Source organism: Collinsella aerofaciens, assembly GCF_039836695.1.
Lineage (GTDB): Bacteria > Actinomycetota > Coriobacteriia > Coriobacteriales > Coriobacteriaceae > Collinsella > Collinsella aerofaciens_BD.
Genome location: NZ_JBDPAC010000016.1, coordinates 39,933 through 55,655 on the forward strand (window position 1 = coordinate 39,933; position 15,723 = coordinate 55,655).

Annotated in this window: 10 protein-coding genes; 6 read left to right on the plus strand and 4 right to left on the minus strand. The window is 62.5% G+C overall.

Going from position 1 to position 15,723, the window contains the following annotated elements; all coding sequences use genetic code 11:
• Positions 1–2 precede the first annotated feature (2 nt).
• The gene (locus ABG996_RS07990; protein ID WP_347479778.1) at positions 3–2,495 is read right to left on the minus strand and encodes a U32 family peptidase; all 2,493 of its coding nucleotides are present in this window, start codon (positions 2,493–2,495) and stop codon (positions 3–5) included.
• Between the two features lie 300 nt (positions 2,496–2,795).
• On the opposite strand from ABG996_RS07990, the gene ABG996_RS07995 reads away from it, so the two are divergent.
• Complete coding sequence (locus ABG996_RS07995; protein WP_055285184.1) at positions 2,796–3,173, plus strand: RidA family protein; 378 nt, start codon at positions 2,796–2,798, stop codon at positions 3,171–3,173.
• 112 nt (positions 3,174–3,285) lie between these two features.
• Here the strand turns inward: ABG996_RS07995 and ABG996_RS08000 are convergent, their stop codons facing one another.
• Positions 3,286–3,942, minus strand: coding sequence for a helix-turn-helix transcriptional regulator (locus ABG996_RS08000; RefSeq protein WP_347479777.1), 657 nt, complete (start codon positions 3,940–3,942; stop codon positions 3,286–3,288).
• A 352-nt stretch (positions 3,943–4,294) separates the two neighbouring features.
• On the opposite strand from ABG996_RS08000, the gene ABG996_RS08005 reads away from it, so the two are divergent.
• The 5 genes from ABG996_RS08005 to xdh all read left to right on the plus strand — a co-directional run bounded on the left by ABG996_RS08005 (position 4,295) and on the right by xdh (position 13,669).
• Entirely contained in the window at positions 4,295–5,689 is a 1,395-nt protein-coding gene (locus ABG996_RS08005) for a uracil-xanthine permease family protein (protein WP_006235052.1), read from the plus strand.
• A gap of 195 nt (positions 5,690–5,884) precedes the next feature.
• The gene (gene ssnA / locus ABG996_RS08010; protein ID WP_347479776.1) at positions 5,885–7,240 is read left to right on the plus strand and encodes a putative aminohydrolase SsnA; all 1,356 of its coding nucleotides are present in this window, start codon (positions 5,885–5,887) and stop codon (positions 7,238–7,240) included.
• A 148-nt stretch (positions 7,241–7,388) separates the two neighbouring features.
• Complete coding sequence (gene ygfK / locus ABG996_RS08015) at positions 7,389–10,388, plus strand: putative selenate reductase subunit YgfK (RefSeq protein WP_347479775.1); 3,000 nt, start codon at positions 7,389–7,391, stop codon at positions 10,386–10,388.
• Positions 10,389–10,399: 11 nt separating this feature from the next.
• Positions 10,400–10,879, plus strand: coding sequence for a 4Fe-4S binding protein (locus tag ABG996_RS08020; protein ID WP_006235055.1), 480 nt, complete (start codon positions 10,400–10,402; stop codon positions 10,877–10,879).
• 12 nt (positions 10,880–10,891) lie between these two features.
• Positions 10,892–13,669 carry a selenium-dependent xanthine dehydrogenase gene (gene xdh / locus ABG996_RS08025; RefSeq protein ID WP_347479774.1) on the plus strand — a complete coding sequence of 926 codons (2,778 nt, stop codon included), beginning with the start codon at positions 10,892–10,894 and terminating at the stop codon, positions 13,667–13,669.
• 487 nt (positions 13,670–14,156) lie between these two features.
• On the opposite strand, the gene ABG996_RS08030 is transcribed toward xdh, so the two are convergent.
• The gene (locus ABG996_RS08030; protein ID WP_347479773.1) at positions 14,157–15,155 is read right to left on the minus strand and encodes a hypothetical protein; all 999 of its coding nucleotides are present in this window, start codon (positions 15,153–15,155) and stop codon (positions 14,157–14,159) included.
• Between the two features lie 52 nt (positions 15,156–15,207).
• A partial coding sequence (locus ABG996_RS08035) for a hypothetical protein (RefSeq protein ID WP_347487200.1) occupies positions 15,208–15,723 on the minus strand: 516 nt, incomplete at its 5' end.

Here is a 15,723-nt window from a genome sequence, read left to right on the forward strand (position 1 = left end):
GGTTAGCTGATTCCCACAAACATGCAGCCCGAGGTCGCCCCGCGTAGGCGGGCGGCGGGCTTGCGGCCGGCTTGAGCCGCCTCGACGGCGCGACGGACGCGTGCGACGGCGCGGCCCACCTCTTCGGCATCGAGCAGCGTTCCGTCCACCATGAGACGACGCACGCCGGCATCGAGCAGCTGTGGTACCTGCGGCGTAAGGTCGATGGGGTAGGCGTCGTACAAGCGAGAGCGGCCATGGATGTCGGTGCGGACGGGCATGACCTTTCCGTCGATATTCTTGAGCGAGAGCTTGCGGGCACGCAGGCGGCAGTTGGCACAATCGTGGATGCAGCCGTTGGCAACCTGCAGAATGCAATGCTCGCTTGTCATGACGCGCGGGCGGCCAAAGACGGTGATGCCTAGAGCCGCGGGCGCGGCGGTGCCGAGCGAGATAATCTCGTCGAGCGTGATTTCGGGCGAGAGCCAAAACGCACCGGCTCCGCGCTCGGCAAGCGCCTCCATGCAGGGTGCGTTGTGAACCGGCAGGCAAGAGCGAATCTCGGCCGTGGCGCCAACCTGGGTGGCCAGGGCAAGCTCAGAGATGTTGCCAATAGCGACCGTGGCGCCGGCAACAACCCAGGGATCGACGCGCTCGTGGTCGACGGCGCGGCAGACCTCGTCGAGTACGGGCACGATACCCTGCTCAAATGTATCGGCAGGGGAGAGCCCGGCCGCATCGAGCGCGTCGGTGGTCATGTAGATGCGCGCGGCGCCCTCCGCGCGCGCTGCCTCGGCGGCTTCGAGCGTGGTGACGGTGGTACAGATCTGCGGCTCGTCGCGGTAGTGCTCGGGCATGGGGCGCGTACATTTGTCGAGCACCGGCAACTCGAGCTTTTTCGCGCGCTCCTCGTACGGTGCCAGAATGGCCTCTTCCAGCGCCTTACAAGCGGCGGCGCGCACTTTATGCACGGCGGAGAAGCCCATGCCGCAGCCCTCATCGAGCGCCACATCAAAGCTCGCGGCCTCAAAGGGCGAGGAGCCCATGCGGCCCACATGCTCAACCAGATCGGATGCCTCGACGGCGCGGGTCTTGGCAGCCTCGACGGTAAAGCCCGTGGCCGTGGCCGTAAGTGAAGGGTCGTCACAGCAGGTGAGCGTAACAGTAAACGGCTCGCCCAGACGCGCCACAACGGACACGTCTACGGCGCGGCGGCGCAGCACATCGCGCTTGAGAGCAGCCCCGGCGGCATCGATGGCGCGCTGGCTTCGAATCATGCGCACGCGGCAGCCCTCGGGCATGCTGCGGGGCACGCGGCACTCGATGATGTCGCCGGCAGCGGCATCCTCGGCAGCGATGGTGGTCAGGAACTGGTCAAACTCATTGTCGTGACGAAGCTCCAGCAGGTCGCCCTTGCCCACGGGCTCAAACAACTCAATGCGGGCGATGGCGGCGCGGCGACGACGGTCGTCGGGTTTGAGCCCGCGCACGTCGCGGTTGGCCAGACGGCTGCCCAGCACCGTGCCCACAATCTGGCCGCGGTTGTTGGAGCGCTCGTAACTCATCATCTCGTCGCCCGAGGTGCCGTCCTGATAGGCGTGCGTAAAGTCGCGGTTAAAGCAGCGCTTGAGTTGGCGCTGGCGAGCGGCGTCCTCGTCCTTATCTACGGCGACCCCGGCCAGCATGTCGTCGATCTGATGACGATACACATCAACGATGGAGTACACGTAATCGGGCGCCTTCATGCGGCCCTCGAGCTTGAGCGATGCGGCGCCGGCGTCATACAGACGGCGAACAAGCAGCGACGTGTTGGTGTCGCGCGGGCACAGCGCGCGCTCGCGACCGGCAGGGGAGAGCGAGCGGCCGTTCTCGTCGATCAGCTCGTAAGGCAGGCGACAGGGCTGAGCGCACATGCCGCGGTTGGCCGAGCGGCCCGCCATGGCAAAGCTCGAGAGCAGGCACAGGCCCGAGTAACAAAAGCAGATGGCACCGTGACTAAAGACCTCGAGGTCCACATCGGGTGCGGCGTCGTGGATGGCGGCGATCTCGTCAATGGAGAGCTCGCGCGACAAGGTCACGCGGTCGGCGCCCTGCTCACGGCACCAAAGGGTTCCGCGGTCGTCGTGGATGTTTGCTTGGGTTGAGATGTGCGTCTCGATGCCGGGCATCGTACGCTTGACCTCAAAGAACAGGCCCCAGTCCTGGATGATGAAGGCGTCGGCGCCCAGCGTGGAGCAGCGATGGATGAGTTGCAGCGCATCGTCCATCTCGGACTGCTTGATAACGATGTTGACCGTGACGTAGACGCGCGACCCGGCCATGTGTGCAGCACGGCAGGCTTGCTCAAAGGCCTCGTCGGTAAAGTTGGTGGCCTTGCGGCGGGCGTTGAAGCTGCCCATGCCGCAGTAGATGGCATCAGCGCCGGCGGCGAGTGCGGCGGCAAAGGGCTCGGGTCCTCCGGCGGGCGCTAAAAGCTCGGGTCTGCGGTTGGTGGTTCGACTGGCGGTTGCGGTCATATCCTGCCTTTCAAAATGCTCAGATATTCAAAAGTATAGTGGCGTCGCTGCGGTGGGCGACGCCCGCAGCCTAAGCAGGACAAAGTCTTCAGCGGCTTGGGCTGGCTGATCCCGTGGAAAACCGTTCGGCGGTTCAGGGAAACCGTTGGGCGATAAAATATTCTCGCAACGTGATAATAATCTTGCATCGCGCGGAAACCTTGAGTACTATCCCAATCAAGCGCGGTGTTCAGACCGAACTGTGCCTCCCGGTGTGAACACCGCGCTCGCGCTCTCTCAATTGATCGTAAGGAGAAAAACATGAGCAAGACCGTCGTGTCTTCCGATAACGCACCCGCAGCCATCGGCCCGTATTCCCCCGGTATCCAGGCCGGCAACATGGTGTTCCTGTCCGGCCAGCTGGGCATCGATCCCGCGACCGGCAAGATGCCCGAGGGCGTCGAGGCCCAGGCCAAGCAGTCCCTCGCCAACGTTGAGGCCCTGCTGACCGCTGCCGGCGCCACCTTTGCCGATGTCGTCAAGACCACGGTCTACCTGGCCGACATTGCCGACTTCGCTGCCGTGAACGAGATCTACGCCTCCAAGTTCGAGGCTCCGTTCCCCGCGCGCAGCGCTTTCCAGGTTGCCGCCCTTCCGGCTGGCGGTCTGGTCGAGATCGAGGTCGTCGCCGCTCTCTAAGGCGTTGGCAACAACTAAACATGACATGCAAAAAGACCCTGCAGCGCGTGTGAGCTGCAGGGTCTTTTGTTAAGTGACGGATCGCTTGTGGAGCCGCGCTCCATTTTGCTCGTTAGCCCTCCTTGCGAACTTTTTGCAGGTAGCGGTAGACGCTGGGCTCCGAGATGCCCAGCGCGGTGGCGGCGCAGGCCACGGCGCCCTTGAGCATGAACACCCCGTTGCCGTTGAGGTGGCGAATGACGTCCACGCGGTCGCTCTGACCAAGCGACGCTATATCCAGCCCGCGCGCGCTCAGCAACTCGGCAATGCTGCGGTCGATGAGCTCCTGTGTGGACTCCGAAAGGCTTTCGACCTCGATAGGGGCGGGCTCCGTGCGCGTCGGCGCTGCGTCGAAGCACGCCATGAGCTGCTGCGCCATGGCGTTGATGGAACGCACGGTCGAGAGATCGGTGTTGACGCAGAGCATACCGACGATCTCGTCATGCTCGCGGATAAAGTACGTCGCTGACTCCAACGTCTTGCCGCCGGCACCGCGCCCCTCGTAGCCCGTAATAAACGGCAGGTCGCGATACTTGGGGTCGTGCATGATCTTGAGCGCCAGATCGGTGGCGGGGCCGCCGACCTTGCGGCCGCTCACGATGCCGTTGCGAATATCGACGATGGCGTGGTCGGGATCCGAGAAATCGTGCAGCACGATTTCGCTGTTTTTGCCGAGTATCTGCTCCAGAAAATCGACCATCGGCAAAAAGCGGCGTACGGTCTCGTTCACGGGCAACTCCTTTGGGTGAAATCGGAAATGTTCATAACAATTTTTTCTCATGGTAACACGCTGCCCATCATCTCGTATATCCGCAGGTACATTGCGTAATACAGATGAGCGGTAGATATTTGGCGGTAAACGGTTGACCAAAAGAAAAGTTAGATGTTATTTTGACCAGACACTTTCCTGACCTGCGGAAATGCGTTATTTCAGCTGAAGAATAGTCTGATAACAAAAAATTATTATTGAGAATGAGAATCATCTTTAATACGATATGCAATGAAGGCACAACCTCAACCCCGCGCTGCGTCACAATAGAGCGTTAGATGCGAAAACAACTACTTCGAGGATTGGTGGTCAAATGACCCAGGAGACGGTTACGAACGGCACTGAAGCCCTGTTCACTCGCGAAGGCATGCCTCCCGTTAAGGAAATGATCCCGTGTGCCCTTCAGCACGTACTGGCATCGTTTGCCGGCATCATTACCCCGGCGGTCATCATGGCCGGCGTCTACGGCTTTAATAGCCAGCAGAGCACCGACATCATCCAGGTCGCGCTCATTCTTTCGGCGATCGATACGGCCCTTCAGGCCTTCGCTCCCTTCCGTCGCATCGGCGGCGGCCTGCCCATCGTCATGGGCGTTTCGTTCGCGTTCCTGCCGGCCCTGCAGGCCATGGGTGCCTCGGGCTTTAGCTTTGGTGCGCTGCTGGGCGGCGAGATCGTCGGCGGCGCCGTCGCAGTCCTCTTTGGTCTGGCCTACAGCAAGATCAAGTGGCTGTTCCCGCCCGTCGTGACCGGTACGGTCATCTTCTCCATCGGCGTTTCGCTGTATCCCACGGCCGTCAAGTATATGGCCGGCGGTATGGGTACGCCGCTGTGGGGCACCCCGCAGGCCTGGTGTGTCGCTCTTATCACCTTCGCCGTGGTCTTTGCGCTCGCCAACTTTGGCAAGGGCACGCTCAAGCTGGGATCCGTGTTCTTTGGCATGATCGTCGGCATGATCGTCTCCATCCCCTTTGGCATGATCGACTTCTCCAGCGTCGCCACCGCTCAGGTCTTCGCCCTTCCCAAGCTCATGCCCTACGCGCTCGAGTTTGATCCCGAGGTCTGCATTACCCTCGCCGTCGTGTTCCCCATGGTTGCTATTCAGGTTATCGGTGACGTCTCCGCCGCCTGCCTGGGCTCCATCGACCGTATGCCCACCGAGCGCGAGCTCTCCGGCGCTATCGTGTCCCAGGGCCTCACCTCTATGGTCGGCGGCCTGCTGGGCGGTCTTCCCACCAGCGCCCTTGGCCAGAACGTGGGCATCATCTGCTCCAACAAGGTCGTCAACAAGTGGGTCTTTGTGATCATCGCGGCCGTCTTTGCCATCGCCGGTCTGTTCCCGCAGCTCTCTGCCGTCCTTTCCGCTATCCCGCAGCCCGTCATCGGCGGCGCGACCGTCGGCGTCTTTGGCACCATCACCATGAACGGCGTGCGCATGTTCACCCGCGAGGGCCTCACGCAGCGCACTACCACCATCGTCGGTACCTCCGTCGTCTTTGGCCTGGGTATCTGGATGGCAAGCGGTTGCCTTGCCGGTGAGGGTATGCCCACCTGGGTGCCCACCGTCATCGGCTCCAATGCTGTAACCCCCACCGCCATCATGGCCATTGTCCTTAACCTGATTCTTCCGCAGACGCCGGTCGTGGCTCAGCACATCGATGCTGCCAAGGACGCTGCCGTGGATCTGGTCTTGCCCGAGAGCAAGAAGTAACCAATTCGGTGCTATTCGTCGGCGGACGCATCGCCTCGTCCGCCGACGTCATGCGGCGCCAAGCCGCACTTCAAAGGGTTTGTCCCTTTGGTGAAGCGTTGACGGGAGAGGGCCCGTTTCCGGTGTAGGCCGGCGCTTCGCACTCCGCCATGTCAGAGGTGTCAAACCCCGCCCCTGATGTCGAAGGGAGCATCCATGCTTCTGGTCGCTAACGGTTCCGTCTTTACCCGCAATGCTCAGGCCCCGTTCATTCCAAACGGTGCGGTCGCCATTGACGGAGATACGATCGTCGAAGTGGGCCCCGAGTGCGAGCTCAAGGCCAAGTACCCGGATGCCGAGTACGTCGACGCCCAGGGCAACCTCATCATGCCCGGACTCATCAACTGCCACACCCACATCTACTCGGGTCTGGCCCGCGGCCTTGCCATTAAGGGCTGCAACCCCACCAACTTCCTGGAGAATCTTGAGCAGCAGTGGTGGAAGATTGACGACAACCTGACGCTCGACGGCACCAAGGCCAGCGCCTACGCCACGATTCTTGACTCCATCCGCGATGGCGTCACCACGATCTTCGATCACCATGCGAGCTTCTGCGAGATCCCGGGAAGCCTCTTCACCATTAAGGACGCAGCTCAGGAGCTGGGTATGCGTTCGTGCCTGTGCTACGAGGTCTCTGATCGCCGCGGCCAGCAAAAATGCGACCAGGCCATTGCCGAGAACGCCGAATTTGCCCAGTGGGCCGCCAAGGAGCGTCGCGATAACGACAACCACATGATCGCCGCCATGTTTGGCGGACATGCCACCTTTACGCTTTCGGACGAGACCATGGACAAGATGGCCGAGGCCAACAACGGCCTGACCGGCTTCCACATCCATGTGTGCGAGGGCATGAACGACGTGTGGGATTCCCGCCTCAACCGCGGTGGCATCAGCCCGGTCGAGCGCCTGCTGCAGCACAACCTGCTGGGTCCCGACACCATGCTGGGCCACTGCATCCACGTGACGCCTGCCGAGATGGATATCGTCAAGGAGTCCGGCACCTGGCTCGTCAACAACCCCGAATCCAATATGGGCAACGCCGTGGGCTGCGCCCCCGTGCTCGAGTTCTTCCGCCGCGGCATCCCCGTGTGCATGGGCACCGACGCCTACACCCACGATATGCTCGAGAGCCTTAAGGTCTTCCTGATCATTCAGCGTCACAACGCCGCCATGCCCAACGTGGGCTGGTGCGAGGCCATGACCATGCTGTTCGAGAACAACGCCAAGATGGCGAGCAAGTACTTCGATCGCAAGCTCGGTGTGCTCGAGGCCGGCGCTGCCGCCGACGTCATCGTCATGGACTACAAGCCCTTTACGCCGCTGAGCGAGGAGAATATCGACGGCCACATGCTCTTTGGCATGATGGGCAAAAACTGCCGCACCACCATCATCAACGGCCGCGTCCTGTACAAGGATCGCGAGTTTGTCGGTATTGATGAGGACAAGATCAACGCGTGGACCATGGCTGAGTCCAAGAAGCTCTGGAGCACGCTCAACGATCGCGCCTACTAATTACAAGTAGATTCACGCGCGTCGGATGTTTCGCCGCATCCGACGCGCGTATAGGCGGCCTCCGCGGGGTCGCCGGCGCTGTGCTAGCGCTACACCGTATTTGCGCCCGCCGCGCGGTCTCGCCGGGCGTTACAGAGAGGAGCTCATTATGAGCGACATCATGAGGCCGATCCCGTTTTCGCAGCTGATGAACTGGATCATCGAGGAGCACAAGACTCAGGGCGCCGTCTTTGGCGTGCGCAAGATGGTCACGACCAACCAGGAGGGTGCGCTTCCCATTTTTGACGAGCGCATCGAGACTCCGTTTGGCCCGGCCGCCGGTCCCAACACGCAGCTTGCCCAGAACATCGTGGCCTCTTATGTGGCCGGTTCCCGCTTCTTTGAGCTTAAGACCGTTCAGGTTATGGACGGCGAGGAGCTCTCCAAGTGCGTCAACAAGCCCTGCATCGTGGCGCAGGACGAGTGCTACAACTGCGAGTGGTCGACCGAGCTCGAGGTTCCGCAGGCCTTTGCCGAGTACGTGAAGGCATGGTTTGCCTGCCACCTGATCGCTCGCGAGTACGGCCTGGGCAGCCCGGACGGCTTTGTCTTTAACATGTCCGTGGGCTATGACCTGGAAGGCATCAAGAGCCCCAAGGTCGATGCCTACATCGAGGGCATGAAGGACGCCAGCGGCTCTGACGTCTGGAATGAGTGCCGCGCATGGGCGCTTGCCAACCTGGACAAGTTTGAGCATGTCGACGCCGCATTTGTCGAATCCATCCCGGCGCGCGTCTCCAACTCCATTACCGAGTCCACGCTGCATGGCTGCCCGCCGGCCGAGATCGAGCGCATCGCGACCTATCTGATCACCGAGAAGAGCCTCAACACCTACATCAAGTGCAACCCCACGCTGCTGGGCTATGAGTTTGCCCGCCAGCGTCTGAACGAGCTGGGCTTTGACTACATCGTCTTCGATGACACGCACTTCCGCGAGGACCTGCAGTGGGCCGATGCCGTGCCTATGTTCGAGCGCCTGATTGCCCTGTGCGCCGAGCGCGGCCTGGAGTTTGGCGTCAAGCTGACCAACACGTTCCCCGTCGACGTGACGAGAAACGAGCTGCCTTCCACCGAGATGTACATGTCCGGCCGTTCGCTGTTCTCGCTGACCATCGAGGCCGCCCGTCGCATTACCGAGCAGTTCGATGGCAAGCTGCGCATCAGCTACTCCGGCGGTGCTACGGTCTACAACATCCGCGCCCTGTACGATGCCGGCATTTGGCCCGTCACCCTGGCGACCGACGTGCTCAAGCCCGGTGGCTACGAGCGCTTTAGCCAGATGGCCGGTGAGTTTACCGACCTGGATGGCAAGCCGTTCGCGGGCGTCTCTCTCGAGGCCGTGACTGCGATCCAGACCGACTCGCTCACCAACCCGCTCTACAAGAAGCCGCTGCGCCCGCTGCCCGACCGCAAGGTTGCCGGCAAGAGCCCGCTTTCCGACTGCTTTACCACGCCGTGCCGTACGAGCTGCCCCATCCAGCAGGATATTCCCGCCTACCTGGCGGCTGTTGACGAGGGCCGCTACGAGGACGCACTCAACATCATCATCGAGCGCAATGCCCTGCCGTTCATTACCGGCACCATCTGCCCGCATCCCTGCGGCCGTGCCTGCGAGCGTGCGTTCTACGAGCCCGAGGGCGCCCAGATTCGCGCCAGCAAGCTCAAGGCCGCCCGCGAGGCCATGACCGCCGTGCTGCCCAAGCTGCGCGCCCAGGCTGTTGCCAACGTCGGCGAGCGCAACGTTGCCGTTATCGGCGGCGGCCCGGCCGGCCTGGCGACGGCGTTCTTCCTGACGCGTGCCGGCGTGCCCGTCACCATCTTTGAGGCCCGCGACTCGCTCGGAGGCGTGGTCCGTCACGTGATCCCCGAGTTCCGTATCGCCAGCGACGATATCTCCCACGATGCCGAGCTCTGCCTGGCCTTTGGCGCCAAGGTGCAGCTCAACGCTCGCGTTGATTCCATCGACGAACTCAAGGCTCAAGGCTTTACTGACGTGGTCGTGGCCACCGGTGCCTGGATGCCCGGCTCTGCGGGCTTGGGCGAGGGTGCCGAGCTCGATGTGCTGGAGTTCCTCGAGGCCGCCAAGAAGGGCGAGAAACTCGAGCTGGGCGAGGACGTCGTGGTCATTGGCGCCGGCAACACCGCCATGGACGCGGCCCGCGTGGCCAAGCGCCTGGCCGGCGTGAAGAACGTGCGCCTGGTGTATCGCCGTACCAAGAAGCAGATGCCCGCCGACGAGGAAGAACTCGATCTTGCTCTTGCCGACGGCGTTGAGTTCTGCGAGCTGCTGGCGCCCAAGGCGCTCAACGGCTCCGTGCTGACCTGCGACGTTATGGAGCTCGGCGAGCCGGATGCAAGCGGCCGTCGCAGCCCCGTCGCCACGGGCGAGACTGTCGAGCTTTCCGCCACCACGGTGATCTGCGCCGTGGGCGAGGGCATCGATGCCAGCCTGTACGATGCCGTGGGCGTCGAGCACGACCGTCGCGGCCGTCTTGCCGCCACCTCCACCGGCGTTGAGGGCGTCTGGGCTGCGGGCGACTGCCGTCGCGGTCCTGCCACCGTGGTCGAGGCTATCGCCGACGCCGCCGAGGTCGCCCGTGCCATCGCCGGCGTGGACTTTAACAAGTACGCCGACTGCAACGAGCAGGCCGGCCGCGAGGATACCTGCTACGAGCGCAAGGGGTCGCTGTGCCGCGACAAGCGCAACTGCACCAAGACCCGCTGCCTGGGCTGCGGCTCGGTGTGCGAGGTCTGCTGCGACGTGTGCCCCAACCGCGCCAACGTGGCAATTAAGGTGCCGGGCCTGGCCAAGCATCAGGTCGTCCATGTCGACGGCATGTGCAACGAGTGCGGTAACTGCGCCGTGTTCTGCCCCTACCAGGAGGGTCGTCCCTACAAGGACAAGCTCACCCTGTTCTGGAGCGAGCAGGACATGGAGAACTCCGAGAACGAGGGCTTCCTGGCCGTGGACGAGGACCACTTTAAGGTCCGCGTCGCCGGCACGGTCCGCACCGTCTCGGTCGATGCCGTCAACACCGGTCTTCCCGAGGCCGTCCGCCTGACCATCAGGGCCGTGCGCGACAACTATCCGTACCTTCTTAAGAAATAGGCGAGTCTCTTATGGCCAAATCCATTCAACATAACGTGGCCTACGTTGCCTGCGGAAGTGGTTGCGCTTCCGCAGGCGGCGACGCCCGCTGCAGCGAAGGCTGCATTGGCTGTGGCGCCTGCGTCACGGCCTGCCCCCACGGCGCCATTGCGCTGGTCGATGGCATCGCCCGCGTGGATCGCTCCAAGTGCACGGGCTGTGGCCTGTGCGGCATGGCGTGCCCGCAGCGCGTGATTGCCTTCGTCCCCGGCTACCAGAACATTCTGGTGCGCTGCAACAACACCGATAAGGGCGCCATCGCTCGCAAGATCTGCGACACGAGCTGCATCGGTTGCGGCATGTGCGCTAAAAAGTGCCCTGCCGGCGCTATCCGCATCGAGGACAACTGCGCCCATATCGACGGCGTGGACTGCCTGTCGTGCGGCATGTGCGCCGTCGTCTGCCCGCATGGCGCCATCCACGACCGCACCGGCATCGCCGCCGGCGTGTAGAAGGGAATCACCATGGCACAGGAATTCACTTTTACCGTTAACGGCGTCGAGCGCACGACGACGGAGAATAAACCGCTGCTGCGCTACCTGCGCGACGACCTGCATATCCATTCCGCCAAGGACGGCTGCTCCGAAGGTGCTTGCGGTACCTGCACCATCCATGTGGACGGTGCGGCCGTCAAGGCGTGCGTGCTGACCACCGCTCTTGCCGCCGGCCGCAACATCGTGACCGTCGAGGGCCTGCCCGAGGACGTGCGCGAGGCCTTTGTGTACGCCTTTGGCGCCGTGGGCGCCGTGCAGTGCGGCTTTTGCATCCCCGGTATGGTCATGGCGGGCGCAGCGCTCATCGCCGAGGACCCCGAGCCCACCGAGGAGCAGATCAAGTACGCCATTCGCGGTAACGTCTGTCGCTGCACCGGCTACAAAAAGATTATCGAGGGCATCTCGCTGGCCGCTGCGGTGCTCCGCGGCGAAAAGCAGATCGACGAGGACCTGGAGCGCGGCGATGACTACGGCGTGGGCAAGCGCGCCTTCCGTATTGACGTGCGCAAGAAGGTGCTCGGCGAGGGCAAGTATCCCGACGACATCGACGAGCTCGATCAGCCGGGCCTGACCTATGCCAGCGCCGTGCGCTCCAAGTATCCGCGCGCCCGTGTGCTCTCCATCGATACCTCCAAGGCCGAGGCCCTGCCCGGTGTGGTGGGCATCCTGCGCGCCGAGGACGTGCCGGTCAACCAGGTCGGCCACCTTATCCAGGACTGGGACGTCATGATCGCGGCGGGCGATATCACCCGCTGCGTGGGTGACGCCATCGTACTGGTGGTTGCCGAGGACGAGGCGACGCTCGAGAAGGCCAAGAAGCTCGTAAAGATCGATTACGAGCCGCTGGAGCCCGTGCGTAACATTGTCGAGGCCAGGGCTGCCGACGCCCCTCGCCTGCACGACAGCTTCTTTGCCTTCGGCAACACGGTGGAGCTCAAGGACAACGTGTGTCAGAGCCGCCATGTGACGCGCGGCGACGCCGCCAAGGCGCTGGCGGAGAGTGCGTTCACCGTGACGCAGCGCTTTACCACGCCCTTTACCGAGCATGCCTTCTTGGAGCCCGAGTGCGCCGTTGCCTTCCCGTACAAGAACGGCGTCAAGGTGCAGTCGACCGACCAGGGTGCCTACGACACGCGCAAAGAGTGTGCCCACATGTTTGGCTGGGACAACGAGCCCGAGCGCGTGGTCGTCGAGACCATGCTCGTGGGCGGCGGCTTTGGCGGTAAGGAGGACGTTTCGATCCAGCACCTGGCCGCGCTCGCCGCATATAAGTTCCAGCGTCCTGTGAAGTGCAAGCTCACGCGCGCCGAGTCGCTCGCTTTCCATCCCAAGCGCCATGCCATGGACGGTACCTTTACGCTGGGCTGCGACGCCGAGGGCAACTTTACCGGTCTGGACTGCGAGATCAACTTTGACACCGGCGCCTACGCGTCGCTGTGCGGCCCGGTGCTCGAGCGCGCCTGCACGCATGCCGTCGGCCCCTACAAGTACCAGAACACTGACATTCGCGGTTTTGGCTACTACACCAACAACCCGCCCGCCGGCGCGTACCGCGGCTTTGGCGTTTGCCAGTCCGAGTTTGCGCTCGAGAGCCTGATCGACCTGCTGGCAGAGAAGGTCGGCCTGGATCCGTGGGAGATTCGTTACCGAAACGCCATCGAGCCGGGCGAGGTTTTGCCCAACGGCCAGATTGCCGACTGCTCCACGGCGCTTAAGGAGACGCTGCTCGAGGTCAAGGATGCCTACTATGCGCATCCCGGACATGCCGGTATCGCCTGCGCCATGAAGAACGCCGGTGTGGGTGTGGGCCTGCCCGATGCCGGCCGCTGCAAGATTCGCATCGAGGACGGCGTGGCTGTGGTCTATGCCGCCACGTCCGACATCGGCCAGGGCTGCAACACCGTCTTTTTGCAGGACGTTGCCGAGGCATGCGGCCTGCCGCTTCGCTGCATTGCCAACGGCGAGTGCTCCACCGAGAACGCTCCCGACTCCGGCACCACGTCTGGTTCGCGTCAGACGGTCGTGACCGGTGAGGCCGTGCGCGGTGCCGCCTTCCTGCTGCGCGATGCCATGCTTGACATCGAGGCCGGCAAGTCTGCGCCCGCCGCTCCCGTGAATGCACATGGCGACGGCGTCAAGATCGAGTACGACGACGGTCGCGCCTATCAGCTGCACACGCAGGAGCTCGTCGCTGGTCAGGGTATGCATCCTCAGGATCCCGCGGCCGCCATCAAGGCGCTCGAGGGATGCGAGTTTGGCTACGTGTACCTGGAGCCGACCGACAAGCTGGGCGCCGACGTTCCCAACCCCAAGAGCCACATCTGCTACGGCTTTGCCACGCATGTGGTCATTTTGGATGATGACGGTCGCGTGAGCGAGGTCTATGCCGCGCACGATTCCGGCAAGGTGGTCAACCCCATCTCCATCCAGGGTCAGATCGAAGGCGGTGTGCTCATGGGTATGGGCTATGCGCTTACCGAGGACTGGCCGCTCAAGGACTGCGTACCCCAGGCAAGGTACGGTACGCTCGGGCTGTTCCGTGCGCCCGAAATACCGGATATCCACGCCATCTACGTGGAGAAGGACGAGCTGCTGCCCGTGGCATACGGCGGCAAGGGCATCGGCGAGATCGCAACGATCCCCACGGCGCCCGCCGTACAGAACGCCTATCGCGCATTTGACGGCAAGCTGCGTCCGGATCTGCCCATGGTGGATACGCCCTACAGCCGCGCTCGTCACCGCGGGTAGGGTAGAGCGCGGACGGCATTGCTGACGGGCAGTTCGCGCTCAGCATCAACTACATACGCTGCGCCTTTGGCCCCGGCTCCATCGCGAGCCGGGGCCTTTTGTTTGGAGCGCCTCCGCATGCGGAAGCTGCGTCCCGGAATCCAGCCTCGGAACGGGATTAACTTTCCCAACGGGGCCGCATGCGGAAACTGCGTCCCGGAATCGTGCCTCAGAATGGGATGTGTTTTCCGCTGGCCGGCCGTTTGGAAAGTGCATCCCAGTTTGAGCGTTTATTCCGGGATGCGGTTTCCGCTGAAGGACTCAACCGGAAAGCACGACCCGTTCCGAGACCTGATTCCGGGACACGCTTTCCGCCAGGCCCGCCATCCGGAAAGTGCATCCCGTTTTGAGCGTCCAGGCTGGGCCGCGCTTTCCGTTGGCGTGGCCGTTGGGAAAACGCGGCCCAGATAGGGGGGATGCGATCCGGCGATGCACGGCCTAGCAGCTCCTACAGCTCCACGTCGTTGAGCCACGTCGGCAGCGCGGTCTGCCGGATGCCTGCCGTCTGCAGCTTTTTGGCGAGCATTCCTGCCGAGCGGACCTCGTTCATGGTAAAGCGCAGCAGAGGGTGACCGTAGAGCGATAGGTGCGCCTCACGCTGTCGTTCGGCAACGAGCGCCTCGGCGGTGGTGCGTCCGGCCAGCATGGTCTGGTCGGTATATTTGATGAGCCCGTCGAGCTCGCCCAGCGTGAGTTCCCGCGCCTGGCGCTCCCAGGCAAAGTCCGTTCGTATGGGCTTGGCCGAATCGAAGGGGTCCGTCAGCTCGTATTGAAGCCAGTCGGGCGCAAAGCCCGTCTCGATCATGATGGCTCGGGCGACCGATTCCCCGCCGCTCTCGGCGCGGGCGTCGGCATATCGAAGCGTTGTGAGGGCGGTGCGAATCGCGCGACCATTGCGGGCAGTCGCTCGTTGCTCAACGGCCTCCATCAGCTGTTCCGACGCAAGGCCGAGCTTTGAGATCGCCGAATCGGCAATGGGCATGCCGTCGGCAAAACCAGTTTGCAGCAGGCAATCTGTGGCCGTTTGGATGGGCGGCGTTACCGATATGCCGGCTCTGCGTATTGCTCCGGCCGACTCAATCTGGTGTCGCTGAATATGTGCGCCCGGGCGAGCCGACGGCTTTGTCGAGCTGCAAACATGCACGACATTCAGGTGTCGCCACGAGACCTCGAGCCCCAGCAGGCAAGCTGCCGAAAACGAGCAGAACGACCAATAGGGGTGGATGATCGCAAGGGCGCGGATAATCTCGCAATGGCGTTGCGCTCGGTTGAGTTCATCCCAGCGCGTTTTTCGCGCAAACAACCCCGGCATGGGCGAGACAACCGTGCTGCCGATGCGCCGAAGGAGCGCTTTTCGGATCGCCGCGCTCGGGGGAATCAGACAGCGCCCCTCTTGTTCGACTTGGTTCAACAGCTGGTCGATGAGTTGGTCATTGCAATGGGTCATGAGCTACCGCCTCCTTTTGGGTAGCAAAAACGTATCAGCTGGAACTTGCCGCTCAGCTGACCAAAAGCTGACCAAAATCTAACCATGCAGGTAGATGACCTGCTTTTGGCGACATATTTCTTGTTTGAATCGGTGGGCGGTAATCGGCGACCGTGAACGGTAGCTGGATATGAAGTCTTGGTAAGTTTCGGGACGTGTACTTTTTGAAAAAAGAGCATTCTATCTGCTGTTTTGTGTTTCTGGATCGCATATTTGAAGGCATGTGATAAGGGCGGCGGATCGTCGTCTTGTACCTGAGGAAACCGTGGCCCGGAATGAGCGCTCGGAATGGGATGCATTTTCCGGTAGAAGCTTCAGCGGAAAGTGCATCCCAGAATTCAGGCTCAGAACGGGACACGCTTTCCGGATGGAATGCTTGGCGGAAACTACGGCCCAGTTTTTGGCTCCAGAACGGGATATATTTTCCGGAACGGTCCACGTGCGGTGGTGTACCCATTACAGTCTGAAGTGGGCCACCGATAAATTTCGATGGCGAGCATTCGGCGCATTGCCTACGATACGGGCAAGC

Coding starts and splice junctions, on each gene's coding strand:
- ABG996_RS07990 (WP_347479778.1), bottom strand. CDS start 2,495: ATGACCGCAACCGCCAGTCGAACCACCAACCGCAGACCCGAGCTTTTA.
- ABG996_RS07995 (WP_055285184.1), top strand. CDS start 2,796: ATGAGCAAGACCGTCGTGTCTTCCGATAACGCACCCGCAGCCATCGGC.
- ABG996_RS08005 (WP_006235052.1), top strand. CDS start 4,295: ATGACCCAGGAGACGGTTACGAACGGCACTGAAGCCCTGTTCACTCGC.
- ssnA (WP_347479776.1), top strand. CDS start 5,885: ATGCTTCTGGTCGCTAACGGTTCCGTCTTTACCCGCAATGCTCAGGCC.
- ygfK (WP_347479775.1), top strand. CDS start 7,389: ATGAGCGACATCATGAGGCCGATCCCGTTTTCGCAGCTGATGAACTGG.
- ABG996_RS08020 (WP_006235055.1), top strand. CDS start 10,400: ATGGCCAAATCCATTCAACATAACGTGGCCTACGTTGCCTGCGGAAGT.
- xdh (WP_347479774.1), top strand. CDS start 10,892: ATGGCACAGGAATTCACTTTTACCGTTAACGGCGTCGAGCGCACGACG.
- ABG996_RS08030 (WP_347479773.1), bottom strand. CDS start 15,155: ATGACCCATTGCAATGACCAACTCATCGACCAGCTGTTGAACCAAGTC.